This is a genomic window from Citrobacter sp. A316, from assembly GCF_002042945.1.
In the GTDB taxonomy this organism is placed as follows: Bacteria; Pseudomonadota; Gammaproteobacteria; order Enterobacterales; family Enterobacteriaceae; genus Citrobacter; species Citrobacter portucalensis.
The window spans coordinates 278,273-300,511 of sequence record NZ_MVFZ01000003.1 but is presented as its reverse complement, the minus strand read 5'-3'; the positions used below and the strand labels follow the sequence as shown (position 1 = coordinate 300,511).

Below are 22,239 nucleotides of genomic sequence, written 5' to 3'. Positions count from 1 at the left end.
AGCAGTAAGACGGGTGTTTATTTGGCGCTGAGCGGCCAGGCATGCCCTTGATTAAAAATGGCGTGTCCGTTCTGGCTGAATAAGGTCAGTTGGCGATCGTCCGGTTCAGGATAAATACGACTGCTAAGGGTATATTCACCGTCATTGACAAATACCTCTACCGAGGAGCTGTCGATAAATAAGCGCAGATCCAGCAGGTCACCAACCGGCAGCGGCACGCTGCGATAACCAGAGAGACCATGCTGCGGGTAGCGACGATCCAGCACCAGACGCTGTGCCTGAGCATCGACGTAGACCCGTAGTCCGTCACCCAGCGCGATACCATATTCTTCAGCACTGCTGCGGGTAATATCGAGGCTCAGTTTGAGTTCGATGGCGAGCGCCTGTTCTTCGACTATTAAGGTTCGATTGTACAAGTCGCTAACTGGCCAGACATGGAGCGGACCGCGCAATGATTCCAGTTCTTTAATTGGGTTCATACGCAGCCGCTGATTGGTATCGAGCGTCACCTCGCGGGGGAGGGTAAGCATGCCCGCCCAGCCGTCGGCCTGCTCTGGCATTGGCGATTCCCACATCGACAGCCAGCCAATCACAATGCGGCGCCCATCCGGGGTGACAAATGACTGGGGGGCGTAAAAATCATGCCCGTGATCCATCTCCTGGAAGGTGTGGGTGACGTGAAAATGGAGATTATCCTGCCATTCGCCGACCATATAGCCGCTCTGGAACAGGTTACGGTAAGCGTATCCGTTTGCGGAGATGCCCTGCGGCGAGAACATGAAGACGTGCTTATCGTTCAGTGGGAAGAGGTCCGGGCACTCCCACATATAACCCATGCCGTCATCGGCCCTGCCGAGCGTGCTGGCAAACTGCCAGCGCTGTAGATCCTGCGAGCGATAGAGCTGCACTTCGCCCACGTCATCGACCCGGGCACCCACCACCATGTACCAGCTGTCTCCCTCTTGCCAGACTTTCGGATCGCGAAAATGGTGTACGTCTCGCGGGGTATCCAGAATCATGCCCTGGCGTTCAAAGTGGATCCCGTCGGTGCTGGTGGCCAGGCACTGTACCTGATACAGGTTTTCCTCTTTCGCCTCGCCGTCAAACTTGTGTCCGGTGTAGATCAGGGCCAGCTTATTGCCTTCAACCACCGCTGAACCTGAAAAACAGCCGTCTTTATCTTCCGGCCCTTCTGGTGCCAGTGCGATGGGTAAGTGCTCCCAGTTCACCATATCGCGGCTGCGCGCATGGCCCCAGTGCATTGGTCCCCAGACCGGCTGCCACGGATAGTGCTGATAGAACGCATGGTAGTAACCATCGAACCAGGACAGACCGTTGGGATCGTTCATCCAACCCGCCGGTGGTGCCACGTGGTAGTGTGGATACCAGCGCGGGTTTACAAGGTCTTTCTGCTGACTTAAGGCTTCGTTGGCTTTGGAAAGTAGTGAGGTCATTTGCTTGTCCCTGTAAGTGAATTGATCAAAAGATAACGTTAACATTCTCGGTTTTCTCGCAAATTTGGTGGTAATATCGATGTTAATCACAAAAGTTAACGTTAACATTTTGCAGGTGTTATCGAGATCGCATTTTCAGATCCCAGCAAAGTGAACACCGGCGAAGGAGAGGGTATGGCATCTTTAAAGGATGTGGCGCAGCGGGCTAACGTCTCGTTAATGACCGTATCGCGGGCAATTAACGAGCCCGAACGACTACGGCCTGAAACCTATAAAAAGGTAATGGAAGCGGTAGATGCGCTGGGGTATGTCTCCGATCTCTCCGCTAAGAAAATTCGTGGCGCGAAAACCACGGCTAACACGATTGGGGTGCTGGCGCTGGACACCATGACTACGCCATTTTCCGTGGAGATAACGCTCTCTATCGAAGAGACCGCGCGGGCGCACGGTTGGAATAGCTTTGTGGTGAATATGTTCAGCAATGACAAGCCAGAGAAAATGGTTGATCTGCTGCTGGCGCATCGTCCGGACGGTATTATCTACACCGCGATGGGGCTGCGCCAGGTACCGGTACCGGAAAAGCTGCATAAGTATCGCTGCGTGCTGGCGAACTGTGAAAGCACAAGCGGCCCTTTTCCCACCTATATTCCCGATGATGAACAAGGGCAATATCTTGGCGTGAAAGCGCTGTTGGCCGCAGGCTATCGTCGACTGCTGTGCATCCACCTGCCGAAAGGAATTGTGGCGACCGATCGCCGTCGGGCGGGAATGGAGAGGGCCTGTCGTGAAGCGGGTGTCGACCCTGATGCAATGTTCCACCACTATCTTCCGCCGGGCGAGAGCCACCATATTGATGCGGCGGAGATTGCCGGGCATTACCTGAGCGGCGCGCGCCCGATGTTTGATGCGGTGGTGTGCGGTAACGACCGCGTAGCTTTTGTTATTTACCAGGTCTTGCTGGGGCGAGGGCTGCGCATTCCGCAGGACGTCGCCGTGCTGGGTTATGACAATATGGTGGGCACTGGTGAGCTGTTTTTACCGCCGCTATCAACGGTACAGCTACCGCACTATGAAATTGGCCGTCTCAGTGCACTGCACCTTATCCAGGGGCTCGATCACCGGGATACTGTACGGGTAGACAGCCCCTGGCTTCCGCGCGCCTCAATATGATTAACCTAACGTGGCTATTCTATTTCAAGCTTTGCAACACGCCTCGTTATTACACGCATAGTTTATTTTGCCAGAAACATTGCATTGACAGCGCAATCTGTAACGTTACACTAAACCGTTGTAGTTCATAATTTCTAAGAAGATGGCGATGCCGGGAATGAGAGTCTTCCGCCATTCATCGATTGCTGCAAAGGAGATGTATGGCGAATATTCGTGATGTCGCAAAGCATGCTGGCGTTTCCGTCAGTACGGTATCCAATGTGCTCAACGGTCGTACCGATCAAATGCGGGCTGAAACGTTGGTGCGTATCCAGCAAAGCATGCAGACGCTGAATTATTGTCCAAATCGGGTGGCGCAACAACTCAAGACCGGACAGGCGAAAATGATTGGCCTGCTGGTGCCGTCCATTGTGAATCCCAGTTTTGCCGCGCTGGCCCGTGAAGTCGATCTGGCCGCCAAAAAGTATCAGTACCGGGTGCTGATTGGTAATACCTACCGGCAGATTGAAGAAGAAGAAGCTTTTCTGGACGATATGTTTTCCCATGGCGTCCGCGGGATTATCGTTGCCGCCTGCGATATTGAAAAAGCGCATTTTGCACGAGCGGCAGAGCAGGGCATGGTGATGGTGAACTATGATGGCCGTATGCCTGCGCGCGCACAGTCCGACCATTTTGCGCTCGACAGCGTATCCATGGACAATATTGATGCCGGGCGAATGGCGGCAGAACACCTGATCGCCCAGGGATGTCGTCGTCTCGCGTTTGCCACGGTAGAAGGGATGACGCCCAGCCGTGCACACAAAATCGACGGTTTTCTCCGCGCGGTGCAAGATAACGAGCTATATCGGGAAGGGATGATCATTGAAGGTCAGGCCATGGCGGCCTATGGCGACACGGAAATGACCGAACTTGGACGAGCGCTAGCGTTGAAAATCAGCCAACAGCCGGTGCTCCCGGATGGTATTGTGGCGATCAACGATGCGCTGGGTATTGGGCTGATGGCCGGTCTGCACCAGGCCGGGATACATGTGCCGCAACAAATTTCGATTGTAGGTATCGATAATATCCCACTGTCCGGGCTGGTTTTCCCTGGCCTGACTTCAATCATGCCACCGCTCCGGGAAATGGCAGCGGTGATGGTAGACCGGTTGATTGAACGGACAGAAAACCCCTCAATTCCACCCGAGGAGTTTTTGTTTTCTCCGTCGTTGGTTTGCCGACAATCGGTACGCTAGCGACGTGACAGGAGAAGAATTGCGCATTCTTCTCGTTTTGTCATATCAGCGTTGGTGCCACAGTCAGCAGGATATTGGCGAAGCGGCGGGTTTCACCGGACGCGATGACCAGGATTGTGTCGGACGATTTGGCTTGCGAATAAAACGCGTTACGCTCGACATGCTCGATCTCGATCGCCTCCGACAGCATGCCGCGGTATTCGCATTCGATCGTATTATTAAAATCCACCGGGCTTGCCATTAATGTGGCTTTTTCCACATTAATATAGGCGAGAATTTTTTCCAGAATAATGACGCTACTGATCATCCCCGGAGAAAAATTAAGCCAGATGATCTTCGCCTGCGTAGAGGTATTGGTTAAAAAAGAGTAATTTGCATCGGTGATTAAAATATTGGCCTTATGTCCGCACTGTGCCAGCGCTTGTAATAAATCGGGATGAATAATATCTGACTTGATCATATGTCATACCTGTTAACGCTGGCGGGCATTATTGCCCGCCACATATTTATGCCCGGTAAATACCGCCATTAATGTCGATAGTTGCGCCGGAAATGAAACCATCATATTCTGAAGCGAGAAAACAGATAGCCCTTGCCACATCTTCCGGTGTGCCAGCTCTTCCCAGAGGAATGGCTTGTATTGTCTGATCTGCTGAGGCTTGCGTGGTGTGCTGATTATGAAAACGCGTACCCAGAATCAGTCCCGGAGCAACCGCATTGACGCGGATGCCGTGTTCACCGAGTTCTGCAGCAAGCGAACGTGTCCAGGTTAGTACTGCGCCTTTGGTGGTGGAATAAACCAGAGAACCTGCATGACCGCCAGAGCGTCCGGCCAGAGAGGCCAGGTTGACGATACTGGCTCCGTCCGGCGCGTCTTTCAGCCAGGGTAATGCTTGCTGAGTGACATTCAGCATCGTCGTCATATTGACGTCGATGACCGTGCGCCAGAAATGTGGCTCAATCTCACCAAGCCATTTGCGGGAAATAATGCCGCCAACGTTATTAACCAGAATATCAATACCACCAAGAAATTCCGCTGCCTGCGCCACACAGTGGGCTGCATCTTCTTCATTGGTTAAATCGGCGAAACCACAGGCCGCCCGACAGCCCTGTTGTTCGGCGAGAGCCATTAATTCTCGTGGGCCTTCATCACCACTGAAATAATGAATATAGATATCGCATCCTGCCTCAATCAGTTTTTTCGCACTCTCTTTACCAATACCTTGTTCCGCACCCGTAATAAACGTTTTCTTACCCTTTAATAATCCCATTTTATACTCCCGTTATTCATATTTAAACGGCATCAGACTATGACGTTTTACCGCTTTTTGTGCGTGGATATCCCTGCCACCCGAGGGTGGCAAATGCAGGATTTAATTATCAGTAACCAGCCAGTCCAGGCAGCCAGGTGGTTAAGGGAGGGGCCATAGCGACAATAATGATGCCGACAAAAACCACCGCCAAATATTTCGTCATAGGTTTAATAACGTGTTTCATTTCCACGCCGCAAATGGCGCAGGTAGTGTAAAGACCAAGGCCGATCGGAGGTGAAAACAGGCCAAAACCCATTGCCATGATCATCACAATGCCAAAGTGCAGTGGGTTGAAGCCTAGCTGAATCGCAATCGGCACCAGAATTGGGGCGAAAATGATCAGCGCAGGTGCGCCTTCGAGAACCGCTCCAAAGATGATCAGAATGACAATGGTTAACATCAGGAAAAGCCAGGCACCTTGCTCCATACCAATCCCGACCAGAAGTTCAGCGATCTGTTGTGGGATCATTTGAATGGTCAGGGCATAAGAGAGGCTGGTCGCACAGGCCACGATGAACAACAGGACGCCGGACATTGCCGCGATATCTACGAACATTTTCACCGTTGCTTTCAGCGTCAGTTCACCAAATGCCAGGCGGCCTACCACAATGGCGTAGATCACCGCAAAAGCAGAAATTTCCGTGGAGGTGGCGATACCCATCATGACTCCGCGGCCAATCATGAAGATCATGACCAGACCGACGGCAGCGCCAAGATAAAGCTGAGTTCGTGGGCGTAATACGGGGTAGGCTTCGTTGACGTTAATTTTCCCGCCGAAACGGTTGGCGGCGACCATTAACAGTACCAGCAGACAGGCTGCTGGGATCAGGCCAGCGATAAACAACGCTCCGATTGAGATGTTGGCGACAAAGCCCATCACGATCAGATTCACGCAGGGAGGAATAGTCTCCGCCATCACCGCGGATGCGGCAAATACACCGGCGGCTTCTTCGCTGTCCTGCTTCGCGCGGCGTACCGCAGGCATTAATACTCCGCCGACGGCTGCCACATCAGCCAGTTTGGAGCCGGAGATACCGGAGAAAAAGGCCATCGATAGCACGGTTGTCATGTTCAGACCACCGCGAAAGCGTCCCATACCACGTACAATCAGTTCGACCAGACGCGTGGACATGCCGTTGATTTCCATTGCTGCACCAGCGAGCAAGAAGAATGGAATCGCCAACAGAACAAAGTGGTCTACGCCCGCAGCCACCTGCTGAGAGAAAAAGACAAAGGGCAGGGAAGGGTCGCAGATAAAAAAGACCATTGCGGACATGCCAAGGGTGAAGGCGATCGGTACGCCGGCCAGAATGCCGAGTACGAAGCAAATCAGCATCAGGCCTGCCGCCGCGCTGGCAGGATCGGCCATCAGCGAAAGTTTTAGATAACCTAGTGCCGCCAGAACGATGATGCCAACACCGCTAAGCAACACCACTCTGGCGCGTTCATGCAGGGCATGCTCCAGTGCGGCCACCATCATCACCACAGAGCCGATTAATACCGGAATGACATAGATGGTCTGTGGCAGACCAGTCTCGGTGGTTTGTAATCGCGCAGCTTGCACCAGATCATAACTGGAAACGACCAGCCCGACGGAGACCAGGAACAAGATCCAGCGGCTGGCATGGACAACGTAAGGACGAACGTTTTCAGGCAGGAAGCGTAAGAACAGATCGACGCCAATGTGTCCGCCTCTGCCGGTCGAGGTAGCGACGCCAAAAAAGACCAGCGCTATCATCAGCGCACGCGCCACTTCTTCCGCCCAGTGGATCGGTGAGTGCAGAGCGTAGCGCCAGATCACCGAAGCGAATACCACCAGCACGTTGATAAACAGCACCAGCGCCCCAGCCCAGGACGTTAAGGTTGTCAAAAACCGACTCAGCCGCCCCAGCAGCGTCAACAAAGTATTTTCATCCTTTGTTTTTATTGAAATATCTGCCATGGTGAATTCCTTTCATGGTTTGTTTGGGCAACATCGCCGACCGGCGGAACTGCACAGGTCGACGATGTATGGCTTATGGATTCTCGCTCGGCGCGACAGCGCTGATTTCGTCCACCATCGGTTTCAGAAGCGGGTATTTATCAAGGAAAGTTTTCCAGACAGGTTGTACGGCCTGCGCGAAGAACACGCGATCGGTTTCCCCGAAAGTGACGCCTTTGGCTTCGAGGTTTTTAATCGCTTCCTGCTCTTTCTGACTAGCTTGCTTACGCTCATATTCCGTCGCTTCTTTCGCAGCTGCCAGCACGTCGGCACGTAATGACTCTGGGATCTGCTCAAAGCTCTTCTTATTCATGGCAATCATCAGCGGGTTAAAGCTGTGCCGGGTCAGCGTGCCATTCTTGATGATTTCATAGTATTTGCTGGCGTAGATGGTAGGTGCATCATGCTCTACGCCATCGATCACGCCCATTTGCAGGCTGGAATAGACTTCCCCGCCCGGCATTGGAATGGCTACAGCACCCATGTGATTCAGCGTGGCGATAAAGTTAGGTACCGGCAGTACGCGGATTTTCAGATTCTTTAAATCCTCCGGTTTTTCAATTGCTTTTTTGGTGTACACGTTGCGCGCGCCGAGGTTATAGCCATAGCCCAGCACCATCACGTTCGCTTTATCCATCATCAGCTTAGAAAGCTGCTCGCCCGCTTTACCATCCAGTGCTTTCCCGACCTGGTCGTAGTCTTTGAACAGATATCCCAGATCCAGTACACCCACTTCAGGAACTAGCGTAGCCCAGATTGAAGTACCTGAAATCATCATGTTAATTGCACCGATACGGACCTGCTGAGTGGCATCGGCTTCTTTTCCCAGCATTGCGTTGGCGAAATAATTAAGTTTAATCTGGCCTTTTAACTTCTCGTTTTTATTCAGATTTTCCTGGAAACGGTTGAACCAGATATAGTGCGCAGAAGACTCATCTCCCGGAAGAGATGAGTAAACACGAAAGTTGATTGCCGCTTGGGCTGAAGCGCTCAGCACACTGCCTGCTATCAGGGCGCTACTAAGGCAAGCGAGCGCCAGAAAACGTCTGGCTGAACAAAACGGTGTTGTTTTCATCATGATTATCCTTTCTCACAGTATAGAGGTCGTGATAACGCCATCTGGCAGGGGGCTTCGCCAGCTTGTTTAACGAAAAAATTGCTGATTCTGTTTTCTGTAACGTTTTAGTGTAACGTTACAGACGCTATCCGACTCACTACGTAAATGCAATATGCTTCCTTTCATCAACTGGAGGGATGTGTGAATTATGTGGTGGATATCGCTAATTTGCTGGTGGATTTTACAAAACTGAAACGTGGGGGTGCTGTTTAGTCACTGTTTAGCACGCAAGGCTCGAAGTTGGGTCGTGTATTAAACTCTCGCCGAAATTTAGGGTTTCAAAAAAATAACCGTTATTTATTAACGCGAACGTACCAATACATCGTCACTTACGAAACGCTCACATTTCAGTTCGTACCTACCCATCCATCGCTTTTATCTGCTCATTCTGCTTCTGTAACTTCAGTGGGGGGACAAGCGTCCGGCACATTAACCACATGCAATAGTTCAGCTCAGTGACATCGGATTCTACGGCGGTTATGGGCATTTACGTCCCTTTTTTAGCCTACAGATAAACCGTGAAAATTGTGATCCCGTACTCAGATAGTGCATTCCGTGGTTGCCTTTTAACCACATACTTTTATTGTATTCTCATTGTATACAATTAGAATACAGGAGGTGAGTATGAGAGTGATTGATACCCATAACCATGTTTGGCAGTGCCAGGGGGAACATTTTTCCTGGATTACAGACGATCTGGCGGCAATTCGTCGTGATTTTCTTATTGACGATTTGCAGGCTGTATTGGCTGAAAACAGTATCGAAGGCGCCATTTTAGTACAAGCCATCCCTTCAATTGAGGAGACCGAATGGCTGCTTGATATAGCTGAGCAGCACGATGAAGTAAAAGGCGTTATTGGATGGGTGGATATAAACCACGGGGCTGAGATTGCAGAGGATTTGCAGAGACTGCTGAGAAAATCCAGCTACCTGAAAGGGATCCGCTATATGTCTCAAGGCTTGCCAGAGTGTCATTTAGTGACCCCGCAATTTATTCAGGGGGTTCGGTGTGTTGGGGAGCTGGGGTTGGTGTATGAACTACTGGTTACGCACCAACAGCTGGAGGCGGCTAGTCAGCTTATCTCTGCTTGTCCAGAGGTGACCTTTGTTATCGAGCATGCGGCAAAACCCGCAGTTCGCGACGGGGAAATTACCCGCTGGCGTGAACAATTAATGTTGATTGGTGAGGCTTACAACAATGTTTTTTGCAAACTATCAGGCCTTGTCACGGAAGCGGATTACGCCCGCTGGGCGGGACCTGAGCAGGCGAGCCAGGAGCTTGAACCTTATTTTAGCGCAGTTTTTGCCGCATTTGGCCATGAGCGAGTGATGTATGGATCCGACTGGCCAGTTTCTCTACTGGCATTACCGTACGCCGACACTTTAGAGCTTTACCAGAACTACCTGCAATCTCACCCGTCTTTTTCCAGCGATAACTTTTTTTATCGCGTGGCAGAGAAGGTTTACTCATTAAAGTAACAGGGGGGCACTTATGGAAGTCGTTCAATATATTCTCGGATTTGGCCCGGCAGTGGTCATTCCAATGATTATGTTTTTATTTGCCGTGCTCTTTGGCGCAAAACTTGCCGATGCGGCGAAAAATGCAATGACGGTAGGTATTGGTTTTCTCGGTCTTTCGTTGCTGATTGGTTTTATGGTGACATCACTCAGCAGCTCGACAGAAGCGATGGTAAAAAACCTCAATCTTCACTATGAAGTGTTGGATCTGGGTTGGCCGCTCATTAGCGCCTTCAGTCTGGCTGCGCTCTCTCTGCCGATTGTGTATGCGTTATGTTTTGTCACCAACCTGTTGATGATTTCAACCAACACCACCAAAACCCTTAACGTTGATTTTTGGAATTATTGGCACTTTGTATTTGCAGGAATCATTGTTGAACAGGTGACGGGTTCATTTTGGATGGGGATTTTCGCCAGTTGGATCACATTTATTATTACGCTAAAAATTGCCGATTACATTGCCCCACATGTGCAGAAATTCTGTGACACGCCGAATGTGACTATTACTCAGGCGGAGATTGTCGCCTGGGCTCCGCTGGCATTTTTGATGGATCGTGTAATTGATCGTATTCCGTTGATTAACAAAATTGACCTTAATCTCAGCAAAATTGAAGCCAAACTAGGTTTTTTTGGTAGTCCGTTAGCCATGGGAGCCATTCTGGGGGTGATTATCGGTATGCTTGGCGCGCTACCGTTCAGCGATATTATTAAGAGCGGGATGAATTTTGCGGCGGTAATGGTGTTATTGCCGACGATGGCGGGGGTGCTGGTCAGTGGTCTGGTACCAATTACAGAAATTGCCTCTGAATGGGTAAAGAAACGTTTTCCAACAAAATCACTTTATTTTGGTATCAGCGGCGAAATTGCTTTTAAAAATCCTGCGGTATTGTCTGTAGGTATTTTGATGGTGCCGCTCACTATCCTGATCAGTACTGTTTTGCCTTTTAATACCATGATGCCATTCGCCGATATCCCTTATCTGCCGATATTTGTTGTCTTTGGCACGGTTGCATGCAACGGAAACATGTTCCGTGGATTAATTAATGGCATTGTCATCGTGTGTGGGATCCTATGGTTTGGTTCGGATCTCGCTGTTGTGTCGCAGGCTTTGGCCGAAAAGGCGCAACTGAATGTGCCAAAAGAGATGATGGCTTCATCAATTGATGGTGGTTCACATGCTATATCCTATATTTTCTACAAAATGTTCGAACTGTTAAAAGGAATGAATCCTGCACTCTTGTGTCTTTTTTCTATCGTAGTGACCGGGATTATTATTTATGTTCTGAAGTTGATTTTCAATATTAATAATAAATCAACGACAGCGCCCTCCTTAACTGCAAAAAAAGTTGACTAAGAATACTGATAAACATCAGGGGAATATTATGATTACTCAGAATACAATTAAAAGTGTAGGGCTTCGTGTACCTTCTTTAACCTTCGGTGCGGCCAGTCTGGCTAATTTATTCAGAACGCTGAGCAATAACGAAGTTATGGATATTGTTGATAAGGCCATTCAGGTTGGCTGGCGCTACTTTGATACTGCACCACATTATGGCAGCGGACTTTCAGAGTTGCGTTTAGGTCTGGGATTACGCGGACTGGAGCGTAGCGAATATGTTTTGTCCACCAAGGTTGGCCGTTTGCTGCAATCCCGGAAACAAGAGCCTGGTCTTGAGGCGGGGGAGTTCTTCTATGACGAGAACCCGTTTAACCGCCAGGCTGATTACTCCTATGAGGGCATCATGCGCTCATACGAAAACTCCATCCAGCGACTGGGAACCCGTTATATCGATATTCTCTATGTACACGATCTCGGCACTTATACCTACGGCAATACGGAACTGGAACGCCAACATTTTAAAACCTTCTGCGAGTCAGGGCAGAAGGCATTAGAAGAGCTAAAGCGCAATGGCGATATCAAAGCCTGGGGCGCAGGCGCGAATGAAGAGGCAATCCTGATGGAGGTGATGGATAACGCTGCCCCGGATATCTTAATGCTCGCCAACCGCTACAACCTGCTGGAAACAGACCGCCAGGCGTTCTTTGCTAAATGTGAAAGCAACAATGTTTCGGTGGCTGTTGCCGCACCTTTCGCTACCGGAGTTTTAGTCGCGAAAGATAAATCTAAGGCGTTGTATGAATACGGTTCCGCGCCAGCGCAGGTTATTGAAAAAGTAAATGCGATAGAAGCGTTATGTGTAAAACATGCCGTGCCGATTGGCGCCGCGGCGCTGCAATTCCCATTAAGAAACCAAAATGTGGTCACCGTAACCTGCGGCGTTCAATCCGTGGAGCAAGCGTTGACTAATTTTGCCTGGGCTAACTGGGATATTCCGCAGGGATTGTGGGATGAACTGGCCAGTATTGGTATTCAGTAAGCATCATTTGTAACTTTGCGAAAAAAATAAACAGATATTGAGGATGTAATGAAAATAGTTAAAGCCGAAATCTTTATGGTTGATTTAAAACCTAAAGTGAAACGTGTCGATGCGATTCAGTCTTTTGTATCACAAGAGACACCGATTATTCGTTTAACAACATCGAGTGGAGAAATTGGTGAAGGTTATACCTACACCATTGGCACCGGCGGCTCATCTGTGGTTGCGCTGTTACGAGATCACCTGTTACCGAAATTGATTGGCCAGGATGCGACGATGATTGAGGGCATCTGGGAGTCATTGCTGTTCTCAACTCATGCGACCTCGGTTGGCGCCATTACGTCTCTGGCACTAGCAGCCATTGATACCGCATTATGGGATTTGAAGTGTAAGCGCATGAATTTGCCGCTGTATAAAGTCGCAGGTGGCGCGAAGTCGCGCATGAAGTTATACACCACCGAAGGGGGCTGGCTGCATTTAACTACTCAGGAATTAGTTGATGATGCGCTGGCCGTTAAGGCCCAGGGGTTCTGCGGTTCTAAAATCAAAATTGGTTCTGAAAGTCCGGTGCGTGATATCGAGCGTTTGACTGCTGTACGTGAAGCGGTAGGGGATGAGTACGTGATCATGACTGATTGCAACCAGGCGTTTAAATTCTCGGAAGCCAAACAGCGAGCAGCATTGTTGGAGCATATTAATCTTTCATGGATTGAAGAGCCGTTTCTGGCGCATGATGTTGATTCTCACCAGAAATTGTGTGAGTCAACCACCATTCCTGTTGCGGTGGGTGAGTCCATTTATTCCATCCAGCACTTCAAAGAGTATTTACAGAATAATGCCGCAGATATTATTCAAGTTGATGTGGCTCGTATTGGTGGTATTACGCCATGGCTTAAAGTTGCACATATGGCGGAATGTTTTAACAAAATTGTCTGTCCACATTTCTTGATGGAATTGCATATATCATTATGTTGCGCCATTACAAATAGCCGTTGGTTGGAATATATACCACAGCTTGATAGTGTTACTCTGAATAAGGTGAATATTCGCGAGGGATACGCTTTTCCGCCAGAAGAACCCGGTTTGGGTATTCAGTGGGACTGGCCGAAAATACAGGCTGATACTGTTGTTTATCATGTCATTGAATAAACCAATTCTTATTTTCTCAGGAATATATTATGTCTGAAAATCATGCTCAATTTCACGGTGCATGGTGCCCATCAATTACGCCTTTTGATCAACAAGGAAATATTGATTTATCGGCACTGCAGCAGCATTTGCGACGGTTGGAAGAGGCTGGGACTCATGTCGTATTGCTAATGGGAAGTATTGGGGAGTTCACCGCATTAACGCTGGATGAACGACTGATGCTTATCCGCGAGGCACGGAAAATGTCATCGCTGCCGCTGGTGGCAAATATCTCAGCTACCTGTATGGCGGATATGATACGTCTGGCAGAAGAGGCCTGGCATTGCGGGTATCAAGCAGTGATGATTCTACCTCACTACTATTTTCAACAAACGCCGGCCCAACTATTGGCATACTACCGCGATCTGGGGCAGCGCCTGAATGGAAAATGGTTCGCATACAACTTTCCTGCGCGAACTGGATGCGATCTGGACGCGGCTCTGGTGGCGCAATTAGCGGCAGAATATCCCAATTTTGTGGGTATTAAAGATACTGTTGATTGCCTCTCTCATACTCGCGCCATCATTCAGTCAGTCGCGTCCGTTAGAGACGATTTTGTTGTTCTGTCTGGTTATGATGAATATCTCATCCCAAATCTTCTTGCGGGTGGTGCGGGAGTTATTTCAGGATTAAATAATATTTGTCCCGAACTTTTTGTGCAGGCAATTAAAGCATGGGATGAAAATGATCTTACCCGACTTACTGGCATACAGCGTGAGATAAGCAGACTTTCTGCTATTTATAATATTGGTAATGATTTTGTTACCACAATTAAAACTGCGGTGGCTCATAAGTTTCAGTATTCTGGGGAAAAATCAAGAAACTTCGCGGGGGAACTAACCCGTCAGGAATCGCAACAGATCGACATAATGTTCAGTGTCAAATAATCAAAAATCAATAACAGCATACATTGTACTACGGCAATACGGTATTGCTGTTATACCTCTCTGTTATAAGGTGTAGAATATGTCTTATAGAATGATATTAAATGAAACCTCATATTTTGGCGTGGGTTCAATTAACGCTATCGTTGATGAAGTTAAAAAGCGGGGTTTTAAAAAATCGCTGGTAGTTACTGACCACGATCTTATCCAGTTTAATGTGGCGACCAAGGTCCTTAATATTCTTGATAACGCAGGGTTGCCTTATCAAATTTTTGATAAGGTCATACCTAACCCTACGATTGACGTCGTGCAACAAGGTGTTGAGGCATTTCGTCAGGCGGGTGCGGATTACCTGGTCGCCATTGGCGGTGGTTCTCCGCAGGATACGTGTAAAGCGGTAGGGATAATTATTAACAACCCTGAATTTGCCGATGTTCGCAGCCTCGAAGGTGGGGCTGACACTAAAAATGCCGCTGTACCGATGATTGCTATTCCAACGACCGCGGGTACGGCAGCTGAGGTGACTATTAACTATGTGATTACCGATGTAGAGAACCGACGTAAGTTCGTTTGCTACGATCCTCATGCTATTCCGGTCGTTGCCATTATTGATGCTGACATGATGGCCAGCATGCCGCCCAGTTTAAAAGCGGCAACCGGGGTTGATGCATTGACTCATGCCATCGAAGGATATATTACGAAAGGGGCATGGGAATTAACCGATACGCTTCATTTAAAGGCGATTGAGATGATAGGGCGTTCGCTACGCGGTTCGATACAGGGAATAGCTCAGGACGCTGAAGGCATGGCGGTGGGGCAATATATTGCCGGGATGGGCTTCTCTAATGTCGGATTGGGTCTGGTACATGGGATGGCCCATCCTCTGGGGGCATTCTATGGTACACCGCATGGCGTCGCCAATGCGGTGCTACTGCCGCATATCATGGCTTACAATGCTGAGTTTACAGGAGACAAATATCGCCAGATTGCGAAGGCTTTGGGCAATACTCAGGCCATGGTGATGCCGATCGAAGAGGCGCGTCAGGCGGCCGTTGAAGCTGTGGCACAGCTTAACCGAGACGTAAATATTCCTGCCCGACTGCGCGATATCGGCATGAAATATGAAGATATCGATGCATTGGCCGTTGCGGCAATGGCGGACGTCTGTACCGGTGGAAACCCTCGAGATACCTGTGTTGAAGAGATTAAGGCGTTGTACCGACAGCTCTACTAATGTTTAACTTTCCACACGACCGGGAGAAATTCCGGCCGTGTTATTTGTATAGCCTATTTAAAGCTGGAGAACAGGCGGTTGTAGGAGTTGTTGACGTGGTGGGCAATGGCTTCGCGGGTTTGTTCAATATCACGGGCAATAATACCGGCGCATATTTTCAAATGTTCTTTGGATGAATCAATGATTGAATCATTTTTCATTTTGTCTGAACGCAGCATGCGTAACCGGTCATACATGAAGGTCAGCGTTTTAGTCACAATAGCGTTGTGGCAATCGGATAGCATTTGTTCATGTAGTTCGTTATCAGCTTCGAGTAATAAAGACACATTCGAATCATGAAAACCGGCTTCAATTTTATCTTTAATTGTCTGGTAGCGTTGCGGGTCCTGGTTCTCCCATGACAAATTCAACACCATGATTTCAATGTCTTTTCGGATCTGAAAAATATCGCGTATTTCACTGAGTGTAATGGGTTTAATGGTTTTCGTTTTATTTTTGGAAGGCTCAATCCAGCCTTCAGTCATCAGACGAAACAAAGCCTCACGCAACGGCGTTCGACTGACATTAAGTTCCTGACATAGCTCATTTTCTGAGATAGCCCCCACCAACTCATTGGCGATGATTTTGGCCTTCAATTGATGATATGTTTTTTCGCTGATGTTCATAGTCTGGCTTCAATGAGGGTCATAATCATGTTTAATGAGATACAAATTAGCCCCTTGTCACTATGAAATCAATGGGTAAGCCTGGTTGTACAACGAATTAGCTTGTGTTTCAACGCCTCTGCCAGCACTGTCTGAATCAGTCCTCCGGACGGCTAAGGTGGGTTTGCAGACTAACAGCCCGTCACAGCGACTGTTTCGCAAACCGATTAGTGGTTGTTGAAGTGTAAAATCCTCCATTTCGATCTTCTGTTGTCAGCGCAGCCACATCCTTACTACGGATGATGTTTTTTTACTCAACGTTCAATTTGGTTTACTAGAAGAGATAGCCGTTAGCCAGTTTGTTGAGGATGTATGCAGGCGGTATTTTGGCTGTCATGTCTCTGGTATTTACTCTTCATGAGGGGAGCTTTTTGCCCCTAAAGATTGCCCAATGCGACTAACGGTCAAATAACTTGCCGATTTCTCTAAAAAAAATGATCAGCGTGCCGATACACTGACAGGATATGTCAGCGTTTTATATATAATTCATGTCAGGAAAACAGAAAAGTAGGTGCTTATGGCTGATTCAGCAAGGAGTTGCTCAGCAGAACGTTTAGTCGATATCCTATTAGAGCTACAAACTTGTGGCGTTGTGAATCGCTATCAGTTGATGAAGAAATTTAATATCACTGAACGAACGGTCTATCGTGATCTTAATATGCTTTCTTCCTTTATTGAGGGGTGTGGTGGCGGAGAGTATCGATTGATACCGATTCGAGCACAGAATAATAGCGCCTATGCCCTTCATGACCCACTGGCAAAGCTGCTGGACGCCGACGCGGTTTTTCCTGACAGAGATGAGGATTTTTGGCTTAGCTTGGAAAAACGAGCTGCAGAACAGCATGTTAGAGTTCAGTTTGGTCGCCCTGAACATTCAGTCAGAAATGATTTGCGAAAGTATTTTAACTTATTAGAAAAAGCGATTCAGAAAAACAGCGTCTGTCATATTTTATATAAAGACAAAACGCGCACCGTTCATCCTTATAAATTAGTTAACCAGAAAAATATTTGGTATCTGCAGGCGACTGAGGACGGAAAGCTAAAGTCTTTTTCGTTAAGTAAAATTCGGTGGCTGGATCTCCGGAAAGAGCATTTTGCGGTCGATACACCCACACTGTCATTAATTGATGAGCATCGCGATCCTTGGGTGAGTGAAGAGACGTTTGAGGTTCGGGTGCGTATTAAACACAGTATTGCTGGCTACTTCGCAAGACGAGATTTACTGCCCCAGCAAGAATTGGTTCGGGAAGAGAATGATGGCGTGACTTTACTTTGCAAGGCAGCACATCAGAATCAAATTATTCCACTCATTCTATTCTGGTTACCGAATATTGAAATTCTGGAACCAGAATGGTTGAAAAAAACGGTCATCAACTTACTGCATAACTACATCACTGGCGATCGCGACTCAGTTCCTGTTCAGGAATGTGATGCGTAGCGGGTAACAACGACTTATTGCACAGGAGATTATTATCTATGGCATTACCCTTCATTATTCTGGGCGTCGCGGCAGCGGCAACGGCGTTTGGCGGCAAAAAAGCTTATGATGGCTACCAGAAAAAATCGGAAGCTGATGATGTATTAGATCGCGCACAGCGTCGCTTTGATAAGCATAAAGAGAGCTTTGATCAGGCGAATGAAACAACGTCGAAAAAACTGGCCGAGCTGGGTGAAAAAGAGCTGAAGATCGGTAAAGATTTCAATGAGTTTAAAACGATTGCCGACGATCTGCTGGCGCGTATGGCGAAAGATGGGCATAAAGATCTTCGTCTGAAGGTACCACAGCATAACATCAATAAAATTCAGAACCTGGCTATTTCCGCCACGGAATACCTGACGACGGTCGTCGGTGCCGGGGTGTCTGGTGCTGCTGCTGGTTTCGCCGTATACAGCGGTGTGATGGCGTTTGCAGCAGCTTCTACCGGTACGCCGATTGCAGCTCTGTCTGGTGCGGCGGCGTATAACGCCACAATGGCGGCGATTGGTGGCGGCTCTTTGGCGGCAGGCGGTTGGGGGATGGCTGGCGGCGCGATGGTGCTTGGCGGTGCGGTGGTGGCTCCGCTGATTGCTATTGCGGGCTGGGCTTACGATAGCCATGCCGAAAAAGCGCTTAACAATGCTTATCAAAGCTCCCGTGAAGTGACTGCGGCGGTGGAAAAAATGAATGCGGCTGAAGCGCAGCTGACGAAGGTGCAGCAGTATGTAAATAGCATTTATGAATCAATCACCCGTATGCATAGCGTCTTTATCCAGCACTACTTTGAGCCGCTGAAAGCGATGCATGCCATCATTGTTGAACGTCATGAGAAGAATATCACTACCGAGATTAGTGAGTCGGAAGAGATCATGGCGATTATCGACCATGGTTATGAATTAGCCGCCATCATGACCGACGTGATCACCACGCCGCTGTTCAAGCCGGTGACGCAGGAAAACGGTGAAGCCGTTATCGAAGATGGCGTGATCCAACTGCAGACCGACAGCAACGGTATGAACCTGCTGAACAAAGAGATTCTGGACGAAAAACTGGCGGCTTCTGCTTCAGAGTTTGACGCATTTTCTTCTCGTATTTAATCGACTCGCCGGGCGAATCTGCCCGGCATTGCTATGGGCGAGCACAATGAACACAGCCAGGTTTGACTGGGGTGAAGAGTTACATCAGACGGTGGTCAAGAGTCTGACCACCTCTTTTGGGTTGGATTTTCTCTTGCTGGAGGATAAACACGGCGGCGATGTGAATACCATTCATAACGCTCGCGAGGGAGTGTATGCCACCGATGCCGAGCGTCAACGGTACGAGCAACGTGAAGGATATGATTCTCATCATTACCATAGCCACAAAAACTACATTGCCACCAACCGGGCGGGAAAAAAGGCGCACGAGGCCGGTACGTTGACTGATACCTACACCGGTGAGAAATTTGCGGCTAATGATAAAAAGAACCTCGACCATATTATTGCCGCCCATGAAATTCACAACGATCCAGGGCGTATCCTTGCCGAATGCGATGGTGCCGATCTGGCTAATGATTCATCAAATCTGACCTTCACGAATGAGTCGCTGAATAAGGCGAAGAAGGCGAAAACGATGGATGCCTTCGTGCAAACGCTACAAGAACAGCATGCTGTGACCACGCAGGAAATTGCCCGTTTACGCAGCCAGCCAACGCTTTCCGAGCAAGAGCAAAAACAACTGAATAAGCTGGAGAATAAAGCCGCCGCCGATTTTGAACGGATGAAAGAGGCCGACAAAAAGGCGCGGGCAAAATACAACAGTACAATCAATCAGGAATATTACACCAGCAGCAAGTTTGCGAAGAATGTCGCCACCGCCACAATGAACAATGCATTTCGCATGGGAACGCGGCAGATGTTGGGGCTGGTTCTGGCAGAGACCTGGTTTGAGTTCCGCGAACGTATTCCCGTGATGTTTGAGAAGCATCGTCGTTCATTCGATGCCGGAGACTTCCTGCAAGATGCGGCGGAGGCATTACGCGCAGTCTGGCAGCGAGTGCAGGGTAAATTCAGCACTTTCCTGACGTCCTTTAAAGACGGTGCCATCGGTGGTGTGCTCTCCAGCATTACGACGACGCTCTTCAATATCTTCTTTACGACTAAGAAGATGATGGTGCGCCTGATTCGTGAGATGTGGAACAATTTGGTACAGGCCTTTAAAGTTATGGTCTTTAACCCTGAGGGGTTAGCGCCGGGGCAGCTAGCTAAAGCGGTGAGCAAGCTGGTGGCTGCGGGTGTGGCCGTGGCTGCGGGTGTGGTGGTTAACGAAGCTTTAGCCAGGATGCTCGTATTTCCTTTTGGTCCTGAACTGGCCGCTTTCTGCGGTGCGCTGGCGACAGGTATTCTGACGCTGGTAATGAACTACTTCCTTGAACACAGCGCATTGATGAAAAAGGTCTGGGCGTTTCTGGATACGTTTAAAGATAAGTATCAGAAAGCACTAGAGTATTATCAGCAGGTGAATGCTGAACTCGATCGTTATCTACTGGAGCTTTCGGCGTTAGAGTTTGCTATTGATACGTCTGCGTTATCGCGTTTCTCGCTGCATCTTAACGCGGTGAATAGTGAAATTGAGCGCGGTTTGTTGCTGCGTGCAGAGGTTGAGCGCCGTAATATTGCGCTACCGTTTGAAGCTGGTAATACCCGCTCTGTGCGTAGCTGGTTAAGTAAGCTATGACGCTAACGCCCGCGTTTCCTTGTAACCAGTGCGGCGCTTGTTGTCGCCACGTCGATCGCGCCAGTGAAACGCAATTTCTCGATCGCGGTGACGGCATTTGTCGGCACTATCAGATGGAGACAAAGCTGTGCGCGATTTATGAAACACGTCCGCTTATTTGCCAGGTAGAGAAGCAGTATCAGCTTAACTACCAACAGCATTATAGCTGGCAGGAGTTCATTACACTTAATCGTGAAGCGTGTTTAATTCTGGAGAAACTGTAGGGCGGTGTGCCTCACGAATGAATCAGAGTCAATATGTGCGCATTATGGGCTGCGTTGCTACGAGATGGCTTGAGAAACTATGAAAACAAAAATCCACGCAATTGCGTGGATTTTATGGTTTTTTGTGATTCTCATGAGATTCAGCGAAATCTCATGAGACAACAAATTTAATTTAGACGTTGAACCGTGATTTTATTTTTATAGTATTGATTTTTATTGTTTTATTTTATTTTAAATTTATTTGTACTCATGTTTATACTCATTTTCTAGTTGGCTCACATTCGTAATGCGAAGGTCGTGGGCTCGGCTCTTATTATCAGTACTATTTCAAACACCAGATCATCGCCGTTCTGAAGTCCGTCGAAGCCGGACGCACCGTTAAAGACCTCTGCCGCGCCTGAGGCCTCGTACTACAACTGGAAAGCAAAGTTCGGCGGTATGGAATCCTCTGATATCAAAAGATGAAAGACCTCGAGGATTAAAACCGCAGGCTTAAACAGATTTTTACGGACCTGAGTCTCGAGTGCCGCGCACTGAAAGATGTGATTGAAAAAAAGCTTTAAAACCAGCGATAAAGCGTGAGCTGGTCAGCTATCTGACCGCGCAGTTTGCCATGAGCTTACGCCAGGCATGCAGGACGTTGTCGCTTAGCAGGACGGTATTTCGTTATCAGCCGGATACGCAACGTGATGAGCCGGTGATTATGGCGCTGACCGTGGCAGCTGAACGCTAACCGCGATATGGATTTAAAAAGCTTTTTCAGGTACTTCGCAGGCAGGGCAATATCTGGAACCATAAAAGAGTTCACCGTATTTACTGCCTGCTGAAACTGAATTTTCGCCGTAAGGGAAAGCCGCGCCTACCGGTGCGCAACCCGGTTCCGCTGACGACACCGGAAGTGATGAACCAGAGCTGGTCCATCGATTTTATGCACGATGCGCTGGTGTGCGGCAGACGCTTCCGGACCTTCAACGTGGTGGATGATTTTAACCGCGAGCACTGGTGATCGAAATTGACTTGAATATCCCGGCGCAGCGGGTCGTGAGAGTGCTGGACAGGATCGTGGCAAACCGTGGATATCCGCTGATGATGCGGATGGACAACGGCCCGGAACTGGTCTCGCTGGCGCTGGCACAATGGGCAGAAGAGCATGGCGAGATGCTGGAATATCAGGCCCGGCAAGCCTACGCAGAATGCCTTTATCGAACGGTTCAACCGGACATACAGGAGAGAAATACTGGATTTTTATCTGTTCAGAACACTGAATGAAGCACGGGAAATTACAGAGCGCTGGCTGACGGAATGTAACAGCTAGCGGCCTCATAGATCCCTGAATAACCTGACGCCGGAAGAATATCGGCTGATGGCTGAAAACCTCACAAAATGTGTGGAACTAAAACGGGTGCGCTTACAATCTGTTTACTATGAATGCGATGAAAATAGTTTCTGGACATCTATCCCCCAACTGTCGGGGCATTATGAATGATTTATGTCGATGTAGGGATAAATTAGAGCCGGAAGACAGGTTACACATAACCGTAGCCTTACCTTACGTCGAAGAAATGGTTACGGGCAGAGCCTGAATGTTAAGGTGTTATATTAGTACAG

General features: G+C 48.7%; 18 protein-coding genes and 1 pseudogene. 13 read left to right on the top strand and 6 right to left on the bottom strand.

What is annotated here, in order from left to right; translation table 11 throughout:
- Window positions 1–17: 17 nt before the first annotated feature.
- A complete protein-coding gene (locus BZK41_RS05515) occupies window positions 18–1,454 on the bottom strand; it encodes a glycoside hydrolase family 32 protein (protein ID WP_079937464.1) in 1,437 nt (478 codons plus the stop codon).
- A 174-nt stretch (window positions 1,455–1,628) separates the two neighbouring features.
- On the opposite strand from BZK41_RS05515, the gene BZK41_RS05510 reads away from it, so the two are divergent.
- Window positions 1,629–2,624: a LacI family DNA-binding transcriptional regulator gene (locus tag BZK41_RS05510; RefSeq protein WP_079937463.1), complete on the top strand. Its 996-nt coding sequence runs from the start codon at window positions 1,629–1,631 to the stop codon at window positions 2,622–2,624.
- A 185-nt stretch (window positions 2,625–2,809) separates the two neighbouring features.
- Window positions 2,810–3,859, top strand: coding sequence for a LacI family DNA-binding transcriptional regulator (locus tag BZK41_RS05505; RefSeq protein ID WP_366557243.1), 1,050 nt, complete (start codon window positions 2,810–2,812; stop codon window positions 3,857–3,859).
- A 40-nt stretch (window positions 3,860–3,899) separates the two neighbouring features.
- Here the strand turns inward: BZK41_RS05505 and BZK41_RS05500 are convergent, their stop codons facing one another.
- From BZK41_RS05500 to BZK41_RS05485, 4 genes are all read right to left on the bottom strand, one after another.
- Window positions 3,900–4,319: an RbsD/FucU family protein gene (locus BZK41_RS05500; RefSeq protein WP_079937461.1), complete on the bottom strand. Its 420-nt coding sequence runs from the start codon at window positions 4,317–4,319 to the stop codon at window positions 3,900–3,902.
- 46 nt (window positions 4,320–4,365) lie between these two features.
- The gene (locus BZK41_RS05495) at window positions 4,366–5,130 is read right to left on the bottom strand and encodes an SDR family NAD(P)-dependent oxidoreductase (protein ID WP_079937460.1); all 765 of its coding nucleotides are present in this window, start codon (window positions 5,128–5,130) and stop codon (window positions 4,366–4,368) included.
- A gap of 109 nt (window positions 5,131–5,239) precedes the next feature.
- On the bottom strand, window positions 5,240–7,114 hold the full coding sequence (locus BZK41_RS05490; protein ID WP_079937459.1) for a TRAP transporter large permease subunit: 1,875 nt from the start codon (window positions 7,112–7,114) through the stop codon (window positions 5,240–5,242).
- A gap of 73 nt (window positions 7,115–7,187) precedes the next feature.
- Complete coding sequence (locus BZK41_RS05485) at window positions 7,188–8,231, bottom strand: TRAP transporter substrate-binding protein (protein ID WP_079937458.1); 1,044 nt, start codon at window positions 8,229–8,231, stop codon at window positions 7,188–7,190.
- 663 nt (window positions 8,232–8,894) lie between these two features.
- Between BZK41_RS05485 and BZK41_RS05480 the strand changes: the two genes are divergently transcribed.
- The 6 genes from BZK41_RS05480 (at window position 8,895) to fucO (ending at window position 15,472) form a co-directional block, all read left to right on the top strand.
- The gene (locus tag BZK41_RS05480) at window positions 8,895–9,749 is read left to right on the top strand and encodes an amidohydrolase family protein (protein WP_079937457.1); all 855 of its coding nucleotides are present in this window, start codon (window positions 8,895–8,897) and stop codon (window positions 9,747–9,749) included.
- A gap of 13 nt (window positions 9,750–9,762) precedes the next feature.
- Entirely contained in the window at window positions 9,763–11,142 is a 1,380-nt protein-coding gene (locus BZK41_RS05475) for a PTS transporter subunit IIC (protein WP_079937456.1), read from the top strand.
- A 28-nt stretch (window positions 11,143–11,170) separates the two neighbouring features.
- A complete protein-coding gene (locus BZK41_RS05470; protein ID WP_079937455.1) occupies window positions 11,171–12,166 on the top strand; it encodes an aldo/keto reductase in 996 nt (331 codons plus the stop codon).
- Window positions 12,167–12,214: 48 nt separating this feature from the next.
- Window positions 12,215–13,315, top strand: a complete 1,101-nt coding sequence (locus BZK41_RS05465) for a mandelate racemase/muconate lactonizing enzyme family protein (protein WP_079937454.1) — start codon at window positions 12,215–12,217, stop codon at window positions 13,313–13,315.
- A 29-nt stretch (window positions 13,316–13,344) separates the two neighbouring features.
- Window positions 13,345–14,241 (top strand): dihydrodipicolinate synthase family protein, encoded by an 897-nt coding sequence (locus BZK41_RS05460; protein WP_079937453.1) that lies wholly within the window; start codon window positions 13,345–13,347, stop codon window positions 14,239–14,241.
- A 79-nt stretch (window positions 14,242–14,320) separates the two neighbouring features.
- On the top strand, window positions 14,321–15,472 hold the full coding sequence (fucO, locus tag BZK41_RS05455) for a lactaldehyde reductase (protein WP_079937452.1): 1,152 nt from the start codon (window positions 14,321–14,323) through the stop codon (window positions 15,470–15,472).
- A gap of 53 nt (window positions 15,473–15,525) precedes the next feature.
- On the opposite strand, the gene BZK41_RS05450 is transcribed toward fucO, so the two are convergent.
- Window positions 15,526–16,137 carry a GntR family transcriptional regulator gene (locus BZK41_RS05450; RefSeq protein ID WP_079937451.1) on the bottom strand — a complete coding sequence of 204 codons (612 nt, stop codon included), beginning with the start codon at window positions 16,135–16,137 and terminating at the stop codon, window positions 15,526–15,528.
- 556 nt (window positions 16,138–16,693) lie between these two features.
- On the opposite strand from BZK41_RS05450, the gene BZK41_RS05445 reads away from it, so the two are divergent.
- The 5 genes and pseudogenes from BZK41_RS05445 to BZK41_RS05425 all read left to right on the top strand — a co-directional run bounded on the left by BZK41_RS05445 (window position 16,694) and on the right by BZK41_RS05425 (window position 22,028).
- Entirely contained in the window at window positions 16,694–17,614 is a 921-nt protein-coding gene (locus tag BZK41_RS05445; protein ID WP_079937450.1) for a WYL domain-containing protein, read from the top strand.
- A gap of 38 nt (window positions 17,615–17,652) precedes the next feature.
- Window positions 17,653–18,750: a chemotaxis protein gene (locus BZK41_RS05440; protein WP_079937449.1), complete on the top strand. Its 1,098-nt coding sequence runs from the start codon at window positions 17,653–17,655 to the stop codon at window positions 18,748–18,750.
- Window positions 18,751–18,796: 46 nt separating this feature from the next.
- Window positions 18,797–20,368: a cobalamin adenosyltransferase gene (locus BZK41_RS05435; protein ID WP_079937448.1), complete on the top strand. Its 1,572-nt coding sequence runs from the start codon at window positions 18,797–18,799 to the stop codon at window positions 20,366–20,368.
- Window positions 20,365–20,631, top strand: coding sequence for a YkgJ family cysteine cluster protein (locus BZK41_RS05430; RefSeq protein WP_079937447.1), 267 nt, complete (start codon window positions 20,365–20,367; stop codon window positions 20,629–20,631). The genes BZK41_RS05435 and BZK41_RS05430 overlap by 4 nt, the downstream gene beginning before the upstream one ends.
- A 338-nt stretch (window positions 20,632–20,969) precedes the next feature.
- Window positions 20,970–22,028, top strand: a pseudogene (locus BZK41_RS05425) (IS3 family transposase).
- Window positions 22,029–22,239 lie beyond the last annotated feature (211 nt).